12 protein-coding genes, 1 tRNA gene and 1 pseudogene are annotated in these 16,578 nt (G+C 66.6%); 7 read left to right on the top strand and 7 right to left on the bottom strand.

All coding sequences use genetic code 11. From position 1 onward, the window contains the following. On the top strand, window positions 1-1,094 hold a 1,094-nt coding region (locus QOD90_RS02575; RefSeq protein ID WP_526346367.1), incomplete at its 5' end, for a phytoene desaturase family protein. Between the two features lie 8 nt (window positions 1,095-1,102). Here the strand turns inward: QOD90_RS02575 and QOD90_RS02570 are convergent. The 4 genes from QOD90_RS02570 to QOD90_RS02555 are packed head-to-tail and all read right to left on the bottom strand — an operon-like array spanning window position 1,103 to window position 8,637. Beyond that, window positions 1,103-3,109, bottom strand: a complete 2,007-nt coding sequence (locus QOD90_RS02570; RefSeq protein ID WP_526346366.1) for a bifunctional copper resistance protein CopD/cytochrome c oxidase assembly protein — start codon at window positions 3,107-3,109, stop codon at window positions 1,103-1,105. Between the two features lie 46 nt (window positions 3,110-3,155). Beyond that, the gene (locus tag QOD90_RS02565; protein ID WP_526346364.1) at window positions 3,156-5,495 is read right to left on the bottom strand and encodes a glycerol-3-phosphate 1-O-acyltransferase; all 2,340 of its coding nucleotides are present in this window, start codon (window positions 5,493-5,495) and stop codon (window positions 3,156-3,158) included. Next, a complete protein-coding gene (locus tag QOD90_RS02560; RefSeq protein WP_526346362.1) occupies window positions 5,492-7,147 on the bottom strand; it encodes an HAD-IB family hydrolase in 1,656 nt (551 codons plus the stop codon). Before QOD90_RS02560 ends, QOD90_RS02565 begins: the two co-directional genes overlap by 4 nt. Next, complete coding sequence (locus QOD90_RS02555; RefSeq protein WP_526346360.1) at window positions 7,144-8,637, bottom strand: wax ester/triacylglycerol synthase family O-acyltransferase; 1,494 nt, start codon at window positions 8,635-8,637, stop codon at window positions 7,144-7,146. The genes QOD90_RS02560 and QOD90_RS02555 overlap by 4 nt, the downstream gene beginning before the upstream one ends. A gap of 203 nt (window positions 8,638-8,840) precedes the next feature. On the opposite strand from QOD90_RS02555, the gene QOD90_RS02550 reads away from it, so the two are divergent. The 4 genes and pseudogenes from QOD90_RS02550 to QOD90_RS02535 all read left to right on the top strand — a co-directional run. After that, a tRNA-Arg gene (locus QOD90_RS02550) sits at window positions 8,841-8,913 on the top strand. 417 nt (window positions 8,914-9,330) lie between these two features. Continuing rightward, the gene (locus QOD90_RS02545; RefSeq protein ID WP_526346368.1) at window positions 9,331-10,122 is read left to right on the top strand and encodes a metal ABC transporter solute-binding protein, Zn/Mn family; all 792 of its coding nucleotides are present in this window, start codon (window positions 9,331-9,333) and stop codon (window positions 10,120-10,122) included. Further along, window positions 10,109-10,894: a metal ABC transporter ATP-binding protein gene (locus tag QOD90_RS02540; RefSeq protein ID WP_526346358.1), complete on the top strand. Its 786-nt coding sequence runs from the start codon at window positions 10,109-10,111 to the stop codon at window positions 10,892-10,894. The genes QOD90_RS02545 and QOD90_RS02540 overlap by 14 nt, the downstream gene beginning before the upstream one ends. Window positions 10,895-10,959: 65 nt before the next feature. Further along, window positions 10,960-11,752, top strand: a pseudogene (locus QOD90_RS02535) (metal ABC transporter permease); the annotation flags it as partial. A 99-nt stretch (window positions 11,753-11,851) separates the two neighbouring features. Here the strand turns inward: QOD90_RS02535 and QOD90_RS02530 are convergent. The 3 genes from QOD90_RS02530 to QOD90_RS02520 are packed head-to-tail and all read right to left on the bottom strand — an operon-like array spanning window position 11,852 to window position 14,598. Beyond that, window positions 11,852-12,772 carry an EamA family transporter gene (locus tag QOD90_RS02530; protein ID WP_526346356.1) on the bottom strand — a complete coding sequence of 307 codons (921 nt, stop codon included), beginning with the start codon at window positions 12,770-12,772 and terminating at the stop codon, window positions 11,852-11,854. Window positions 12,773-12,802: 30 nt separating this feature from the next. Beyond that, window positions 12,803-13,774, bottom strand: a complete 972-nt coding sequence (locus tag QOD90_RS02525) for a tripartite tricarboxylate transporter substrate binding protein (RefSeq protein WP_526346354.1) — start codon at window positions 13,772-13,774, stop codon at window positions 12,803-12,805. Continuing rightward, the gene (locus QOD90_RS02520) at window positions 13,774-14,598 is read right to left on the bottom strand and encodes an SDR family oxidoreductase (RefSeq protein ID WP_526346352.1); all 825 of its coding nucleotides are present in this window, start codon (window positions 14,596-14,598) and stop codon (window positions 13,774-13,776) included. Before QOD90_RS02520 ends, QOD90_RS02525 begins: the two co-directional genes overlap by 1 nt. A 353-nt stretch (window positions 14,599-14,951) precedes the next feature. On the opposite strand from QOD90_RS02520, the gene QOD90_RS02515 reads away from it, so the two are divergent. Continuing rightward, window positions 14,952-15,728 carry a hypothetical protein gene (locus tag QOD90_RS02515; RefSeq protein WP_526346350.1) on the top strand — a complete coding sequence of 259 codons (777 nt, stop codon included), beginning with the start codon at window positions 14,952-14,954 and terminating at the stop codon, window positions 15,726-15,728. Between the two features lie 6 nt (window positions 15,729-15,734). After that, complete coding sequence (locus QOD90_RS02510) at window positions 15,735-16,577, top strand: ABC transporter ATP-binding protein (protein ID WP_526346348.1); 843 nt, start codon at window positions 15,735-15,737, stop codon at window positions 16,575-16,577. The last annotated feature ends 1 nt before the right edge of the window (window position 16,578 follow it).

The raw sequence follows: 16,578 nt of genomic DNA, 5'->3' as shown, positions 1-16,578 counted from the left end.
GTCAGGACGGCAGGGCGTGGCGCCGACTGTTCGAACCCCTGTCGGACCACTTCCCCGAGCTGGCGCCCGACGTGTTCGGCCCGCTGATCGGCATACCCGGGCACCCCGTGCGGATGGCATCCTTCGGCGCCAAGGCCCTGATCCCGGCGACCACCTTCGCCCGGCGCTGGCGGACCGACGAAGTGCGCGCCCTGTGGGCGGGCAACGCTGCCCACGCGTGGACGCCGTTGAGCCGCCCGCCGACGTCCGGGCTCGCGCTGATGTTCGGCGCGGTGGCACACCGATACGGCTGGCCGACGGTCAAGGGCGGGGTGGCCCGACTGGCGGACGCGATGGCCTCGATCCTGGTGGACGCGGGCGGGACGATCGAGACCGGCCAGCGGGTGGGATCGCGCGCGGACGTGCCGTCAGCCGACATCGTGATGTTCGACCTGTCCCCCGGCGCGGTCGCCGACATCGTCGGAGATCTACTTCCGACGCGAATTCACCGCGCGTTCAGGAACTTTCGACACGGGGCAGGGGCGTACAAGGTGGACCTGGCCGTGGCCGAAGGCGTGCCGTGGCTCAACGAGTTCTGCCGGTCGGCGGGGACGGTGCACGTCTGCGGTTCGTTCGAGGAGGTCGTGGCGGCCGAACGTGCGACGGCGGCCGGTCACATGCCGGAGCGCCCGTTCGTCCTCGTCGCCCAGCAGTACCTGATGGACCCCGGCCGGTCCGTGGGTGACGTCCATCCCCTGTACGCCTACGCCCATGTGCCGCACGACTACTCAGGTGACGCGACCGCCGCGATTCTCGACCAGATCGAGCGCTTCGCCCCCGGCTTCCGCGACCGGATCGTCGGGATGCACGTCCGCACTCCGCGGGATCTCGTCGTCCACGACGCCAACCTGGTCGGCGGTGACGTCAACGGCGGCGCAATGGACTTGCGGCAGTTCATCGCTCGGCCGAGGTTGACGCTCGATCCCTACTGGACCGGCGTTCCCGGCCACTTCATCTGCTCGGCGTCGACACCGCCGGGGGCAGGGGTGCACGGGATGAGCGGGCACCTCGCGGCGACGTCGGCATTGAAGCGACTGCGCGGGAGCAAGCGCTAAGGGCCGCCTTAGCGCTCCTCCATCTTGGACAGCTTCGCGAGCATGGCGTTGTACGCCGCGAGGTCGGCGTCGTCGTCGCGGTCGGCGGCGCGGTCGAGCCGCACGGCGGTGCGCTGATCGGTGCGGCGCCATTGGACGAGCAACGCGATCAACACCAGGATCAGCGGGACTTCGCCTGCAGACCAAGCGATTCCGCCACCGAGTCGTTGATCGGACAACAGGTCGGTATTCCAGGTTAGCTGCAGCGATTTGTAGAAGTCGCCGGCCAGCACGGCCTTGGTCCCCATCAGCACCACCCCGAAGAAGGCGTGCAGCGGCAGCGATCCGAAGACCACCGCCAGCTTGGCGATGGGCGGAATCGGCTTCGGCGTCGGGTCAACGCCGATGACGACCCAGTAGAACAGGTAGCCGCTGAGCAGGAAGTGCAGATTCATGGCCACGTGGGCGGCGTGGCTGGATACCGCGTCGTCGAAGATTCCGCCGAAGTAGAGGCCGTAGAACCCCGCGACGAAGATCACCGTGGCGACGATCGGGTTGGTCAGGAAACGCGACGCCCGGCTGTGCAGCGCCGCCAGTAGCCACTCCCGCGGCCCAGGTGGACCGGCGCTGCCCGCAGCGGGCAGCGCCCGCAGCGCCAGGGTGACGGGCGCCCCCAGCACCAAGAGCACCGGCACCAACATCGACAGCAACATGTGCGCCGCCATGTGGACGCTGAACATCGCAGGCATGTAGCGACCGACACCGGACGACGTCGCGAACAGGAGCACCGCGCAACCGCACAGCCAGGCAACGATCCGCCCCGGCGGCCACTTGTCGCCTCGCCGGCGCAACCGCCGGACCCCGGCCAGATAGAGGCCCGCGAACACGATGGCCGCCGTGCCGAGAAGCAGGTCGAAGCGCCAGTCGAACAGGATTCGCGCGACGGTTGGCGGTCCCGCGAGGTCGTAGCCGATCTCGACGGCCGTCACCGACGGGTTGAATACCGCGGGCGGTGGCGGCGGGGTGCGCCCCAGCGCAACGGCGATGCCGAACGTCAGGCCGAAGACGCCTGCCTCCATCAGCGCCAGTCGGATCAACGGGCCACGCGCGTCCGGGTTGGCCTGCAGAGCGGCCACGCCGCGCCGACGCTGCTGCCAACCCAGCGCACCGAGGATGCACAGCGCGACGGCCTTGCCGACAACCAGCCAGCCATAGCTGGTGTGCACCAGATCGTCGAGGCGAATTCGGACCAGTGCGTTGACCACACCGGACACCGCCATCGCCACGAAGCACCACAACGCAACGGTGGAGAACCGGCGGGCGGCCAGGTCGGCGTGCTCGCCACCGCGAATGGCGTGCGCCAGCAGCGCCAGCAGGCCGCCAGCCCACACGGCGCCCGCGACGAGGTGGATGAACAGGCTGTTGGTGCCCAGGTCGTGGGACCCACCGGCCGACGAATGACCCGTCAACACCAGCGGAAGGAACGTCACCAGAGCACCCGCGAACAGCAGCGGCGTCCACGACCAGCGCAGCACGGGGATGCTGACGACCGTCACGATCGCGGCGAGCAGTGCGGTCCAGCGCCATGCTCCCGCGACGTCGATCAGGCTGGCCACCGACCAGATCGCCGACGGGTCGAGGCGACTGGTCAGTGGTTGGCCGGTGATGTCGGAGACGGTCAGTGGGACGAGCATGGCCGCACACACCGTCCACACGCCCGAGGCGACGGTCCCCAGTCGCAGCGCCCGATAGCCGGACGCGTCGAGCACGCCGTTGCGCTGCGGCGGAACCAGGAAGGCGGCGAGGAGGAACGAGCCAACCGCGACGACGGCGGCGATCTCGCCCGCGGCCCGGATGAACGGTAGCCCGTAGCTGGTGACGGGGCCGGGGTCGGGCAAACCGGTCGCGGTCAACGCGTCGGCCAACGACAGGGCGGCGATGCCTGCGGCGGTCGCGCCGGCGAGCAGACCGACGCCGAACAGGACCGGCCATACCGTGCTGGTACGTGCCGCTGCGCGCGCCTCCGTCGTGGTCATGCCAACAGCGTATGGCGCGTTCCTGACGCGCCCCAACCGGCTGCCGTCAGCCGCTTTCCTTGCGCATGACCAACTCGCGGACGAAGAACTGCTCACGCGAGAACTGCTCGACCTTGTCCATGTCGCCGAGAATGCTGCGAAGTTCGGCGAGGAACGCCGTGCGCCGTTCCTCGAGGTCAGCGGCCGGCTTCAGCAGGTTCTGGTCGGCGACCACCTGGCGCGCGGTGGCGAAGAGCAGCGCCGACACCGACTCGTTGCTGCGGACCCGGCTCTGCGCGATGTACTGACCGCCGACGCCGAGCGCGAGCTTGGTCAGCTCCTTCTCGTCGATCTCGGGTGGTGTGTTTCTGAGCACGTCGGCGACGATCTCGTACGCCTCGATGAAGGGCCGCAGCATCGCACCCGCGATCAGCGGCCGTTTCGCGCGAAGCATTGCGTCGGCCTCACCACCGCCTGCGGCGACGTGCTGCTCCCAGTCGTCGTGCCACGACATCTCGTTCGCGATGTGCTCGCGAAACGCCGCCGAGTCGGCGAAGTAGAACTCGAACTTCAGAAGGTCGCGCAGCCGCATGGCCTGTGCCCAGAAGGCTTCGACTCGGTCGCCTTCCGCGCGCCCGGCGTACACCAGAGACAGGTCCACGATCGACGTCTCGAGGAAGGCGTGAATCAGGGTGTTGCGGTAGAAGGCGGCCTCGTGTTCGTCCTCCGGCGCGATGCGCCAGACGGGCTCGCGGCCCCCGTCCACCCGAGTGACGGGATGGCCGCCGGACAGAGCGTCGACCGCGGCCCGCACACCATCGGGGGTGCGCAACCGAATGGTGCTGTTGGTCATCGGAGTGTGCGTGCGCTCCAGGTAGTCCAGCGCGTCCTGCACGGTGTGATGCAACTGACCGAGCGTCAACGCGACCCCGTTGGTGGTGAGCAGGAGCGCCGACACCAGACCGGTGGCGTTGACCGGCGTGACGCGGAGGATGCGCCATGCCACCTCGAAGGCCATCTTCTGCATCGCAAGACGTTTGGCTGCCTCGTCGGTGGTCATCGAGCCGTGCGGCTCGCCAAGGTACTTGCGCATCGAGACGGCTTCCGGGAACCGGACGTAGATCTTGCCGTAGTTGCGATCGCCCTGCGCCTTGATGAAGTTGTACAGCCAGGACAGCCCTTCCGGCGTCTTCTCGCCGCCGCGGGCATAGGCGGCGTACTCCGCCGTCTCGTGCAGCTGGTCGAAGCTGATCGAGACGGGCTGCAGAAGGATGTCGTCGCTGCGTCCCGCGAGGTACGCGTCGGCCACGTACGCGAGCAGACCGAGCTTGGGCGGCAACATCTTTCCGGTTCGCGAGCGGGTGCCCTCGATGGCCCAGCTCAGGTTGAACCGCTTCTGGACGATGTAACCGACGAATTCCCGCAGCACGTACTTGTACAAGGGGTCGTCGAGCTTGCGGCGGATGAAGATGGCGCCCGAGCGGCGCATCAGCGGTCCCATCAGTCCGAATGACAGGTTGATGCCCGCGAACGTGTGGACCGGAGGCAGCCGGTTCTCCTGCATCGCGACAGGCACGATGGCGCCGTCGAGGTAGGAGCGGTGCGAGAACAGCAGCACCGCAGGATGATTCTCCAGCGCCACTCGCATCGCCTCGACCTCGGCACGGTCGTAGTCGATGTTGGGGTCGAACCCTCTGCTGAAGATCGCGCGGCCCAACGTGGGAATCAGGTCGACGGAGAATCGACTCCATCCCGTCGCCAGCTCGTCGAGCATCTCCCCCGCCGATTCCAGGGTGGCGCCGGGGATCTGCTCGAGTCCCTCCCGAAAGCGGGCCGACGCCAACATCTCCGGTTTGACCAATCGCGGCGACTTGTATTCCGGTCCGAGCAGCCGTAGTTCGACGCGTTCGATCGCCAGCTCGGCGCGCCGCATGACGAACCGGGCGAAGTCACGCGGGTTCTCGGCGACGGTGGTGTCGCTCCAGTTTTGCCGCAGCTCGGACACCTTCGCCGGTTCGCCGGCCACCACCCGGGCGCGGGCGGCGTCCTTGCGGAGGATGCCGCGCTGCAACAACTTCGGCGGACGATAGGTGTCGCGGCCACCGAGGAAGGCCACCACCTTGGAACGGGTGGGCAGACCGCCGGGAATCCAGAACACCCGCACCGGGACGACGGAGCGGGCCTCGTCGACCTCGAGGAGTTCGACGAGCCGGGCGAGGACGGCGGGCGGCGGGTCGTCGTCAGTGGGGAGCTGGAGCACTTCGATGCGGGCGTCGGGGTGCGCTTGGCGTTGCGCGGCCAGCCAGTCGTCGAGCATCTCGACCTCGGCGGGCGAGTCCACCGACGCGAGGACCAGAGCATCATCGGTGGGGGTGAAACTGTGCAGGGCGTCGGCGGTGATCTTCACGGCCGACCCTTCTTGACGGGATTGGCCTTGGCGGCAGCCCGTTTCGCCGGCGCCTTTGCGGCAGCGGCCTTCTTGGCTGGCGCCTTGGCCGCCTTCTTGGCGGCCGCCTTCTTGGCTGGCGCCTTCTTGACGGGTTTCGCGTTCCGTTGGTAGAGCGGGGGGCTGGGCAGCGCGCCGCGTGGCCAGTCCCTGAGGGTGTCGAGATAGAGCTGGCGCACTTCGGCTATGCGTTCCGAGAGGTTCTCGGTGGTCCAGTCATCGACGGGAATCGGAGGGAACACCGCCACGTCCACCGTGCCGGGGTTGAACGTGCTCGAGTTGCGCTCGGCGATGACCTCCGCGTTGCGGATGACGATCGGCACGATCGGAATTCCGGTCGCCATGGCGATCCGGAACGGGCCCTTCTTGAACTCTCCAACCTCGACGGTGTCGAGCCGGGTGCCCTCCGGCGCGATGAGAATCGAAAGTCCCTTGCGGGCAAGCTCTTCCATCTTGTGCAGGCTTTCGACGGCGGCCTTGGCGTCGTCGCGGTCGATGAACGCGGCATCCATCATCTTGCCGATGGTGCCCATCAGGGGATCCTTCTCGAGCTCCTTCTTGCCGACCGAGGTGAAGTTGTCGCTGACCAGCCGGCCCGCGATGAACGGGTCGGCCTGGTTGCGATGGTTGAAGAGGAACACCGCGGGCCGCTTGGCCGTCAGGTTCTCCTCCCCGTTGACGTTGAGGTCGATGCCGATGGAGGTCATCAGCAGCCTGCTCCACGTGGAGGTGAAGAAGTTGACACCGGTGCGGCGATTGCGCGTCAACAGTCCGAGCCCGATGGCGCCTGCCGCCGCGGGGACCAGAGACGCGATGCCCGCCGCGGTGCGTAGCTGTGCCACCGGGCTGCTGCCGCTGCGGCTGCTGAACTTGAGTACGGGCCAACCGCGTTTGACGGCAACGGCTTCCAGCTTGCCAGCAGGATTCGTCGGCCGCGGGTTGCCGACGAGGTACATCAGTGCGACGTCCTCGTCGCCGTCGGCGTAGAAGTAACTCTTGGCCAGGTCGACGTCGTTCTTGGCCGAGAAGGCCTGCACCGCACGCGCCTTGCCAGGCCCCCAGATGATCGGGGTGCGCACCTCGCCGGTGATCAGGCCGTCGTCGTCGGTCTCGAACTTGTTGCTCAGGACGTTCTCGATGCCGAGGAACTTGGCGACCGGCTCGACCTGCACGGTGAGCGCCGACGAACTGAGCACGACGGTGTGGCCGCGCGCCATGTGAGCACGCACCAGAGCGCGCATCTCGGGATAGATGCGCTTCTGGACGTGTTGGACGAACAGCCGCTCCCCGAGCTCGTCGAGGTCGCTCATCGAGTTGCCATGCAACATGCGGGCGCCCTTGCCGATCAGATCCTCGAACTCCGAGCGGCCCAGTTGGTGATTGAGTCCGGCCTGAACCATGCCGATGAATTCACCGACACCCATCTGGCCCCGCCGCAGCCGGTCCTGCGTCATCAGGACGCCGGTGAAGCCGGCGACCAGGGTGCCGTCGAGGTCGAAGAAGGCACCGACCTCCGGGCCCTGCGGGCTGGCGTCGATCTCGGCGACCGAACCGGGCAGCCGCAGGATCACGTTGTCTCCCGGACGGGTGGGTTGTCCGTTCTGCGAACTCATTGCGCGGCACTCCCATTGGCCGAGGTGGACACCGAAGTAGTCGGAGCGGAGACATCGGAGGCGAAAGAGGCGGGCGTCGATCGTCCTTCGCCGCCGAGCGCCAGCACTTCGTCGAAGCCGGCCTGCAGGCACCTGGCCCACAGCGCCTCGTCGGCGATGGCCGCGCGGTCGTAGCGGGTGGTGACGGTGAAGTACCCGGCCCGCGAAACCAGGACCACCATCATCGCCACACCGGGCAGCGGCCCAATCCCGTAGTGCCGCAATATCTTCGCGCCCGCGACGAAGGTGTCACCCGGATAGATGGGGACATTGCTTGCCTGCACGTCGGAGTTGACCACCGATCCGGCCACCGATTCGAGGATCGAGTCGGGAAGCAGGCTGATCAGCGGCGCCATGGCACCGACCATGTCGATCGCCCGCTCCTCACGCTTGATCATCATCTGCGCACGCACCTTCAGGATGCGCTTCGTCGGGTCGACGACGCCGACGGGCGCCGCGAGATTGATCCCGGCAAAGCGGTTGCCGCCCGAGGGATCGTCGTCGGATCGCAGGTTGACGGGTACCGCCATGGGCAGCGTGGCGATCGGGATGCCCTTGGCTTCGTGATAGAGCCGGAGCGCGCCGCACAGGCTGGCGAGATAAGCGTCGTTGATCGAGCCGCCTGCCGCCTTCGACGCCTTGTGCAGGTCGCCGAACTTGATGTCGATCGCCTCGGTGCGCGAGGACAGGCTGCGCCGGCGCAGCAGCGGCGACGGCTCGGCCACCGGCCCCATCACCCGCGCGCTGGACTTGGCGTAGTTGACGACGCCACCGACGGCGGAGACCGGATCGCGGACCGCCTTGCCGAGGGCAGAGGCAGCTCCCCCGATGGCGCCGACGATGCCGCCGGCGATCGAGCCGGGGAGCTTGTTGAGGCCCTCGCGCATCAGATCATTGGGCGAGAGGTCCTCGGGGATGGGCAGCGGCGCCACCTTCGCGGGCGGCGGGTCACGCTCGAGGTCGTAGATGTTGGCGAACATCTCGGTGGCCCCGACGCCGTCGGTGACCGCGTGGCTTAGATGCAGCATCGTCGCGGCGTTGCCGTCGGCGAGCCCTTCGACGAGGGTGGCGGTCCAGAGTGGCCGCGAGATGTCCATCGGCGACTGCAGGGCGACCTCGGCGAGGTCCATCACCTCTCGCAGCGTGCCCGGCGCGGGCACCCGAACCCGTCGCACGTGGAAGTCGAGGTTGAAGTCCGGATCGACCACCCAGCGCGGCGCCGCCGTCGGCAACGTCGGCATGACCACCTTCTGGCGGAGTCGCAGCACCTTGCGGGACGCGTTCTCGAAGCGTGACCGGAAGCGTTCCCAGTCCGGTGTTGCGTCGAGCAGTTCGACGCCCATGATGCCCGAGCGGGTACGGGGATTGGCCTCCCCGCGGTGCAACAACTGGTCGACCGCACTCAGTTCCTCGGGAAGTCCGGCCCCGTCGATCTCGGGCACGTCGCTCATCGTCTGCCGATCTCCTCAGTAGTAGTCCGCGCAAAGCCCACGGTAGTCGGCGGTCTATCGGTGCGCGCCAGTGTTCGCCGAGATCAGCCAACGACTGTGTCCGACAGCTCGACCTCGTCCCCGGTGTCGTGCTTGGCCATCGACCCAAGACTGGGAATGAGCCATCCATCGGCTCGTGGCCATCCGGCTAAAGTGTCCGGGTTGCCTCCGTAGCTCAGCGGATAGAGCAGCCGCCTTCTAAGCGGTTGGTCGCAGGTTCGATCCCTGCCGGGGGCGCTGGTCAGGGCACGCGTGCCGACCCGGGGTTACCGGTGCACTCGCAGGGCCCGGACGGCGAGACTCGGGCGGCAATCGGCGCGAATGCGCTGCGCGACAAAACCTCCCGCTGTATGCGCCCAAGCCATCGTCCGCTGATGACCCGACGCTGGAGGCGCGGTCACCTACCCCTCGTCAGCGGCACGCGGGGCCGACTCGCAAAAATTACTGTTAACGATTATCGTTTCCATTATGACGTCCATCCCGCGTGCGGCTCACATCGGCGCCGCCCTCCTGCTGTTCGCTCCCTTCGCACTCGCCGCATGCTCGTCGAGTGACACCTCCTCGTCGGGCACGGGCACTTCCGGGAGCACGCAGACCGGCTCGAGTGCAGGTGCGCAATCAGCCGCGGACTGCCCCACCGCCCCCGTCGACGTCGTGGTCAGCGTCGACCAGTGGGGTGACATCGTCTCCGAACTCGGCGGCAAGTGCGCAAACGTGAAGACCATCCTGGCCAGCTCGTCGGTCGATCCTCACGAATACGAGCCATCGCCAGCGGACGCGGCGTCCTTCGCCGGTGCCCAACTCGTCGTCGTCAATGGCGCTGACTACGACCCGTGGGCGTCCAAGCTCGCCGCGACCTCCGCGTCGAGCGCACCGGTCGTCAACGCCGGCGAGCTCACCAAGACGGCCGACGGTGGCAATCCCCACCTGTGGTACCGCCCATCGGCTGTCACCGCTGTGGCCGACGCCGTCACCGCCGAGCTGACCAAGTTGGACGCTCAGGCAGGCAGCTATTTCGCCGATCGGCGCTCCGCATTCACGACGGCGATGGCCCCCTACAATGGGCTCATCGAAAAGATCAAGGCGGGTGCAGCGGGTAAGTCGTATGCCGCGACCGAGGGGATCTTCGACTATCAGGCCGAAGCCCTCGGGCTGGTCGACAAGACCCCAGCCGGGTATCAGACCGCCTCGGCCAACGAGACCGATCCATCCCCGGCTGACATCGCCGCCTTCCAGCAGGCACTCAGCGATCGTCAGGTCGACGTACTGATCTACAACACCCAGACCGAAGGCTCGATCCCCGAGCAGATCCGCTCCGCTGCGGAGAAGGCTGGCGTTCCCGTCGTCGAGGTCACCGAGACGGTGGCCCCGGGGAAGCCCTCGTTCGAAGCCTGGCAGGACGATCAACTCTCGGCGTTGGCCAAGGCGCTCGGTGTCGCCGCCTAGCGGAGGTCACGACGACGCGGCGCTGACGTTCGAGGACGTCAGCGCCGTTCGCGGTGGTCGGGTCATTTGGTCGCAGGCCACCTTCGAGGTGCCCGCGGGTGGCGTCGTCGCCGTCATCGGAGCCAACGGGGCGGGCAAGACGACCCTGCTGCAGATGATTCTGGGGCTGATCCCAGCCGCCACGGGGCAACTCGCCGTCTTCGGTCGTCCTGCGGGGGCCGACAACAACTCGATCGGCTACGTACCGCAGAACTATGCCGCCAGCGCGGGGGACGCGATTCGGGCTCGGGATGCAGTCCTGCTGGGACTGACGGGAACTCGTTGGGCGTTCGGCCGTGCGTCGGCCACCCAGCGACGTCGCGTCGAGCAGACGCTGGAAGCGGTCGAGGCCTCCGGTTTTGCCGATCGCCGACTCGCCACTCTCTCTGGTGGGCAACGTCAACGGGTGGCGATCGCCGAAGCTCTCGTTGCGCAACCCAAGATGTTGATCCTCGACGAGCCGCTGGCCTCACTCGACCTACGCAACCAGCGCGAGATCATCGGCCTCCTCACCCGTTTGCATCACGAGCTGGCAGTGACGATCGTCGTCGTGGCCCATGACCTCAACCCGCTGCTGCCGGTCCTCGACAGCGCCATCTATCTGCTCGACGGCCACGCCCACTACGCGCCGGTCGGGGATGTCGTCGACGAGGAATTGCTGACACACCTCTACGGCACTCCAATCGAGGTGGCGCGAACTCCGTTGGGTGAGCTGTACATGAGGAGCGTCTAGTGACCACACACGTGGTTGCCCTTGGCTACCAAAGCAATTGGTGGGTCATTCTCACCTCGCCGTTCATGCGCAACGCACTGATCGGCGGAACGATTGTGGCCCTGGCGGCGGGGTTGATCGGCTACTTCATCATCGTGCGGCACACCGCCTTCGCCACCCACGCGCTCGCTCACATCGGTTTGCCCGGCGCCACGGGCGCCGTATTGGTCGGCTTGCCAGTAGGGGTGGGACTCGGAATCTTCTGCGTCGGTGGCGCTTTGGTGATCGGCGTGCTGGGAAAACGGGCTGCCGACCGCGAAGTCGCTACCGGCACGGTACTGGCGATGGCGACGGGGCTCGGGCTCTTCTTCAACTCCTTGGCCACGAAGAGCTCCAGCACCATGACCAACGTCCTGTTCGGCAACCTGCTCGCCATCTCCCACGAGCAGCTGCTCACTTTCGCGGGGCTACTCGTGGTTCTCGCCGTGAGCATCGGCTTCATCTACCGCCCGCTGTTGTTCTCCTCGGTGAACGCTCCGGTCGCCGAGGCCAAGGGCCTCCCTGTGCGGGCCCTTTCGATCATCTTCATGACGCTGTTGGGCCTCACGGTGACGATGGCGGTCCAGGCCGTCGGGACGCTTCTACTGTTCGCACTGGTCGTCACCCCGGCCGCCACCGCGATCATGCTGACGCCGCGACCGGTCATGGCGATGGTGGTGTCGACGGTGATCAGCGTCGTGTCGGTGTGGACCGGGCTGGCGGCCTCGGCCATGTTCAACATGCCCCCAAGCTTTTTGATCGTGACCATCGCCTGCACCGTGTGGTTGGTGGTGTGGCTGGCCGACCGGAGGGTGCGAGCCACGGCCAAGGGATTGGACCAACCCGGCAGCACGTCGCGCAGCGAGCGCCCGGCCTCAATCTGGCGACGCCGCAGGGGCGGGCCACCTACGCCAACGCCGTCACCCGCCGAGTCACCACCTACTTCGAGCGACTCTGACACCCGTTGACGACGACCGCTTGTGTTGCAGCGGTTTTCGCGCGGATGGCGATGAGTCCGCCGCCGATTACCAGCGCCACCCCCAGATAGACGAACAGAGTCGGCGGGTGGTTCCAGACGATCCAGTCGATCAGGGTGGCGAAGACGATGACGGAGTAGATGAACGGGCCGAGTTTCTCCGCTGACGCGTACCGGTAGGCCACCACGATGAGAAGCTGCGAGAGCAACTGCGCGAACCCCAGACTGATCAGCCATCCCCACGCCTGCCCGGTGACCGGCTGCCAGTCGAACAAGGCGATGGGAATGGACAACACGGTGGAGAACGAGAAGTAGTAGAAGAGGATTCTGACGATGGGTTCGGTCGCTCCGAGCCACCGCACTGACATCATCGCCACGGCCAAGAAGAGTGCGCCTGCGAGAGCGGACGTCTCGCCGATGCCGAACCCGTGTCCTTGGGGCTGCAATACGAGAATCACCCCGGCGAAGCCGATCCCCGCCCCGATCCACGTCGCCGTTGCGACTCGTTGGCGAGAGACCGCCAACGCGATCAACGGCATCCACAACGGGGCGCTGTAGGTCAGCAGTGTCGCGTTGGCCAGCGGTATCTGCGTGATTGCGAAGAACAGTGCGTACCAGCACCCCGTACCGGTCGTCGCGCGCAGGACGTGCAGTCCCATCCTGTTGGTCCTGAGCGTCGACCGACCACCGCGCAGCGCCGCGGGAGTGATGAATACGAGACAGATCAGATTCTGGACCAGCAGCAGTACCCCGGTCGAGGTGTACTGCCCCGACACCTTCGCCAAGGTGCCGACCAACGCGACGCAAAAGAATGCGGCGGTCGTGAGAGCTGCTCCCGCGGCGAGGTTCTCGGGTCGGTGGGCGCCCTGCTCTTGGGACGTCACCACGTCACTCGTGCAAACGTCGGAGTTGGGTCACCGACCCGCCGCCTTGAGGGCAGCCGTGACGTCGGACTGGGTCTTGGCCAAGAAGGTCTGAAACTCGTCACCGACCATGAAGGTCGTGGTGAACTGTCTATCTTCGGCGATCTGCTTCCAGGTGGGCGACTCCACCATCTCGCCGAGTGCCTTCTGCCAATAGGTCACCGCGGACGCCGGCATGTCCGGCGGCCCGTAGAGGCCTCGCCAATTCGAGAGGGTGACGTCGAGTCCCTGCGCTTTGGCGGTGGGAGCGTCAAGTCCTGGCAACTGGTTCTCGGCGAGCACACCGAGTGCGGTGAGGTGTCCGGACTTCAGTTGGCCGATGAACTCGCTGACGCCGCCGATGGCAACGGCGATGTCGCCATTGAGCAGCGCTCTGCTCTGGTCACCGCCTCCCTCGTGGGTGACGTAGTGGACGGATGACGGGTCACCGCCCGCTGCCGACACCAGGAGGTCGAAGGGGGCCTCGTCGTCGTTGGCCGCGCCGACGGCGACATGGCGAGGATCGGACTTGATCGCCGTCATGGCGTCCTCGAGGTTCTTGAAGGGTGAATCAGGACCCGTGACGACGACGAAGTACTCGGTCATCAGGCGGGCGATCATCGTGACGTCGGCGAACCCAAACTTGGACGTGCCGCGAATCTCGTTCATCATCATCGACAGGGACGTCACGGACACCTGGTCGTCGTCGCCCCGGTACTGCTCCACCATGGCGGCAAGGAAGTCGGCTCCGCTTGCGCCAGGTCGATTCTGTACCGGCAGCGGCACTTTGACGATCCTCTCCTTCTGTAAGGCGTCGACGACCGAGCGGATCGTGAGGTCGAATCCACTCCCCGGGTTGGCTCCCGCCGTCATCGTCACCGGTCCCGACGGATAGGTCTCCCCTGCGGACGTCGACTCGGAATCCTGGCAACCGGTCAGGACGAGCGACGTCGCCAGCACGACCGCCACCGCGCATCTGATCATCAAAGCCTCGCGTTCATCCGAATGGTTTCGCGTTCCAGGACGTTGTTGAGCGTGCGGGGCGCCACGACGTCGAGCGCACGAAGCGCGAGCACCTTTCGAGGTGCGATGCGGATCGGTCTCGTCTTGGCGGCGGTCACCATCCACCCGGCGGCCTCCTCGGCCGTGAGTGCGGCAATCCCGTCGTAGGCGCGGGTGGGGGCGATCATCGGCGTGGCCACGAGGGGGTAGTAGATGGTGGCCGAGTGCACGCCGGCGTGACCCCACTCGGTGTCGATGACACGGCTGACGGCACTCAGGGCGGCCTTGGATGCGTTGTAGGCCGCGAACATTGGTGAGGACTCCGGCAAGACTCGCCAGGTGGCAATGTTGATGATGTGCCCGTCGCCGCGCTCCATCATTGCGGGTGCAAGGCCCCGCATGAGTCTCAGTGGCGCGTAGTAGTTGAGCGCCATGACGCGTTCGACGTCGTGCCAGCGGTCCAGCGACTCGATCAACGGCCTGCGGATCGACCTCGCTGCGTTGTTGATCAGAATGTCAACGGGGCCAACTGCATTGACAAGGGCATCGACCTGATCGAGATCGGCGAGGTCAGCTGGCATCGCAACGGCGTTGCCCCCGCACGCGGTGATCTGCTCGACGACGTCGGCGAGCAGCGCCTCCCGACGTGCAACCGCGATGACCGTCGCCCCCGTTGCGGCAAGCTTCTGCGCCGCAACCGCACCAATTCCCGACGACGCGCCGGTCAGCAGAATCCGCTTGCCGCGCAGATCTACCGACGCGCGTGCGGACGATCCTGGTAGCGGACGCATTCCGGCCAGCCGCATTGCTCTCTTGATGTTCGGAATCACAACCTGCACCCGGCTGCCGGATCCGCCAATTTCTGGGCCGTCATCGACATGTCCCATCGTCCGTGGCGGGTGATGCGAGGACTGTAAGCGACAGCAGATGATCAATATTTGCTAATGCGTTGAATTCATTGAGGCAGCCTCGCTACCCAGCAGCAGCGGCAAGGTTGCTCGGCGCCTGCGGTGTGGTTGGGAGGCCGCTGAGAACCCGTCCGGCGGGTTTGCGTCTCGTCCCGGCGGATGGCATGGTCAGTCGCAACCCGGCGCCGGGTGATCTCCGCGACAGCAGTCGGCCTGCCGGAACGCGAGCTGATAGGTGGGAGCACCGACGAGTGACGGAATACGTCTACGACATGTCGGATCCCGAGCGCGACGCGCTCACAGAACAATTCCTCGGTACCAAGAAACTCGGCTGCAACCGCTTCGCCTGCTTCGCGCTGGAGAGCACCGACCCCTACGCCAACATCGCGCGACAGCTCGAGCGCGAGGTCTTCGAAGACTCGTGGGGCAACGACTCCGCCACCATGAAGAAGGAGTACGGCCCGTACGACGAGAGCAGCGTGTTCTTCATGGCCGTCGACACGCACGACAAGGTACCCGCCGGCGTGCTGCGGATGATCCGCAATTCCTCGGCGGGCCTCAAGACGATCGTCGACCTCGACGACTCGATCAAGTCCCCCATCGCGCCCGCGGTAATCCCGGTCGCCGACGTCATGCGCCACCACGGAATCGACGATCTCGACCGCTGCTGGGACGGCGCCACCGCGGCGATCCCCCGCCGCTACCGTCGCAGGCTCGCGGCAACGCACGTCCAGATCATGCGCGTCGTCGCCCTAGCCGCGATGCACGAGAACATTCAGCACTTCGTGGCAGTTCTGGACGCACCCGTCGTCAGGGCAGCGCGTGACATTCTCGGGCTGCCGCTCATACCGCTCGCGGGGACGCCCCCGTTCACGCACATGGACGCCCCGAACAATCAGGCGGTCTATGCCCACGTTCCATCGCTAATGGGCATCGCCGAGCGTCGAAATCGCAAGGTGGGACAGAAGATTCGGGACTGCTTCGCCGAGAAGACGATGCCCAGCCTGGAACAGTTCGCCGCGAGGTGAGGTGACATGCCGCTGACAGTGGACCTGACCAACGTGGTACGCGAGTACCGCACTGGTGGGCACACCGTCCGCGCCCTCAATCGGGTCACATTGCGAATCATCGGTGGCGAGTTCACGTCCATCGTCGGCCCGTCGGGCGCAGGCAAGAGCACGCTCCTGCAACTGCTCGGTGCGTTGGACTCGCCGGACTCCGGCTCGATTCAATTCAACGGCACCGAGATCGCCACCATGACCGACGAACAGCAATCGACGTTTCGCCGCCACCAGATCGGGTTCGTCTTCCAGTTCTTCAATCTCCTGCCCACCCTGACGGCATGGGAGAACGTCGCACTGCCGATGCTGCTCGACGGGCAGAAACTACGCCAAGTTCGCTCTGATGCCGTCCACCTGCTGGACCGCGTCGGGCTGGCCAACCGGATCGACCATCGTCCCGCCGAACTGTCCGGCGGACAGATGCAGCGGGTGGCCGTGGCGCGCGCCCTGATGATGGATCCCCCGCTCATCCTTGCCGACGAGCCAACGGGCAACCTCGATTCGTCGACCGGCGCAGCGATCATGGAACTGCTGCGCGACGTTTCCCGCACCGACGGCTCCGAGCGTGCGGTCGTAATGGTGACGCACAATCTCGCGGCCGCGGCACAAACCGATCGGGTCATCACGGTGCAGGACGGTGCGGTCACGTCCGACGTCGTCCCGAGGCCCGCACCAGCGCGCGGACGGCACTCGGCAGGTGCGCGCGACCAGCCGACCGAGATCATTCCGAACGTGCGCCACGGCGAGCTCACCGGGCGTCACCTCGTCGCAGACCCGGCGAGGCGGCGCGGCAGGCATTCGGCACACCGGTTCTAGC

Origin of the sequence: Mycobacterium sp. (genome assembly GCF_032161845.1) — a bacterium.
Lineage (GTDB): Bacteria > Actinomycetota > Actinomycetes > Mycobacteriales > Mycobacteriaceae > Mycobacterium.
Note: the sequence above shows the minus strand (reverse complement) of the source record. Positions and strands in the feature narration are given on the sequence as shown.

Bases quoted from the DNA above. Each gene is read 5' to 3' on its own strand.
- QOD90_RS02570 (WP_526346366.1), bottom strand. From the start codon at position 3,109: ATGACCACGACGGAGGCGCGCGCAGCGGCACGTACCAGCACGGTATGG.
- QOD90_RS02560 (WP_526346362.1), bottom strand. From the start codon at position 7,147: ATGAGTTCGCAGAACGGACAACCCACCCGTCCGGGAGACAACGTGATC.
- QOD90_RS02555 (WP_526346360.1), bottom strand. From the start codon at position 8,637: ATGAGCGACGTGCCCGAGATCGACGGGGCCGGACTTCCCGAGGAACTG.
- QOD90_RS02525 (WP_526346354.1), bottom strand. From the start codon at position 13,774: ATGATCAGATGCGCGGTGGCGGTCGTGCTGGCGACGTCGCTCGTCCTG.
- QOD90_RS02520 (WP_526346352.1), bottom strand. From the start codon at position 14,598: ATGCGGCTGGCCGGAATGCGTCCGCTACCAGGATCGTCCGCACGCGCG.
- QOD90_RS02510 (WP_526346348.1), top strand. From the start codon at position 15,735: ATGCCGCTGACAGTGGACCTGACCAACGTGGTACGCGAGTACCGCACT.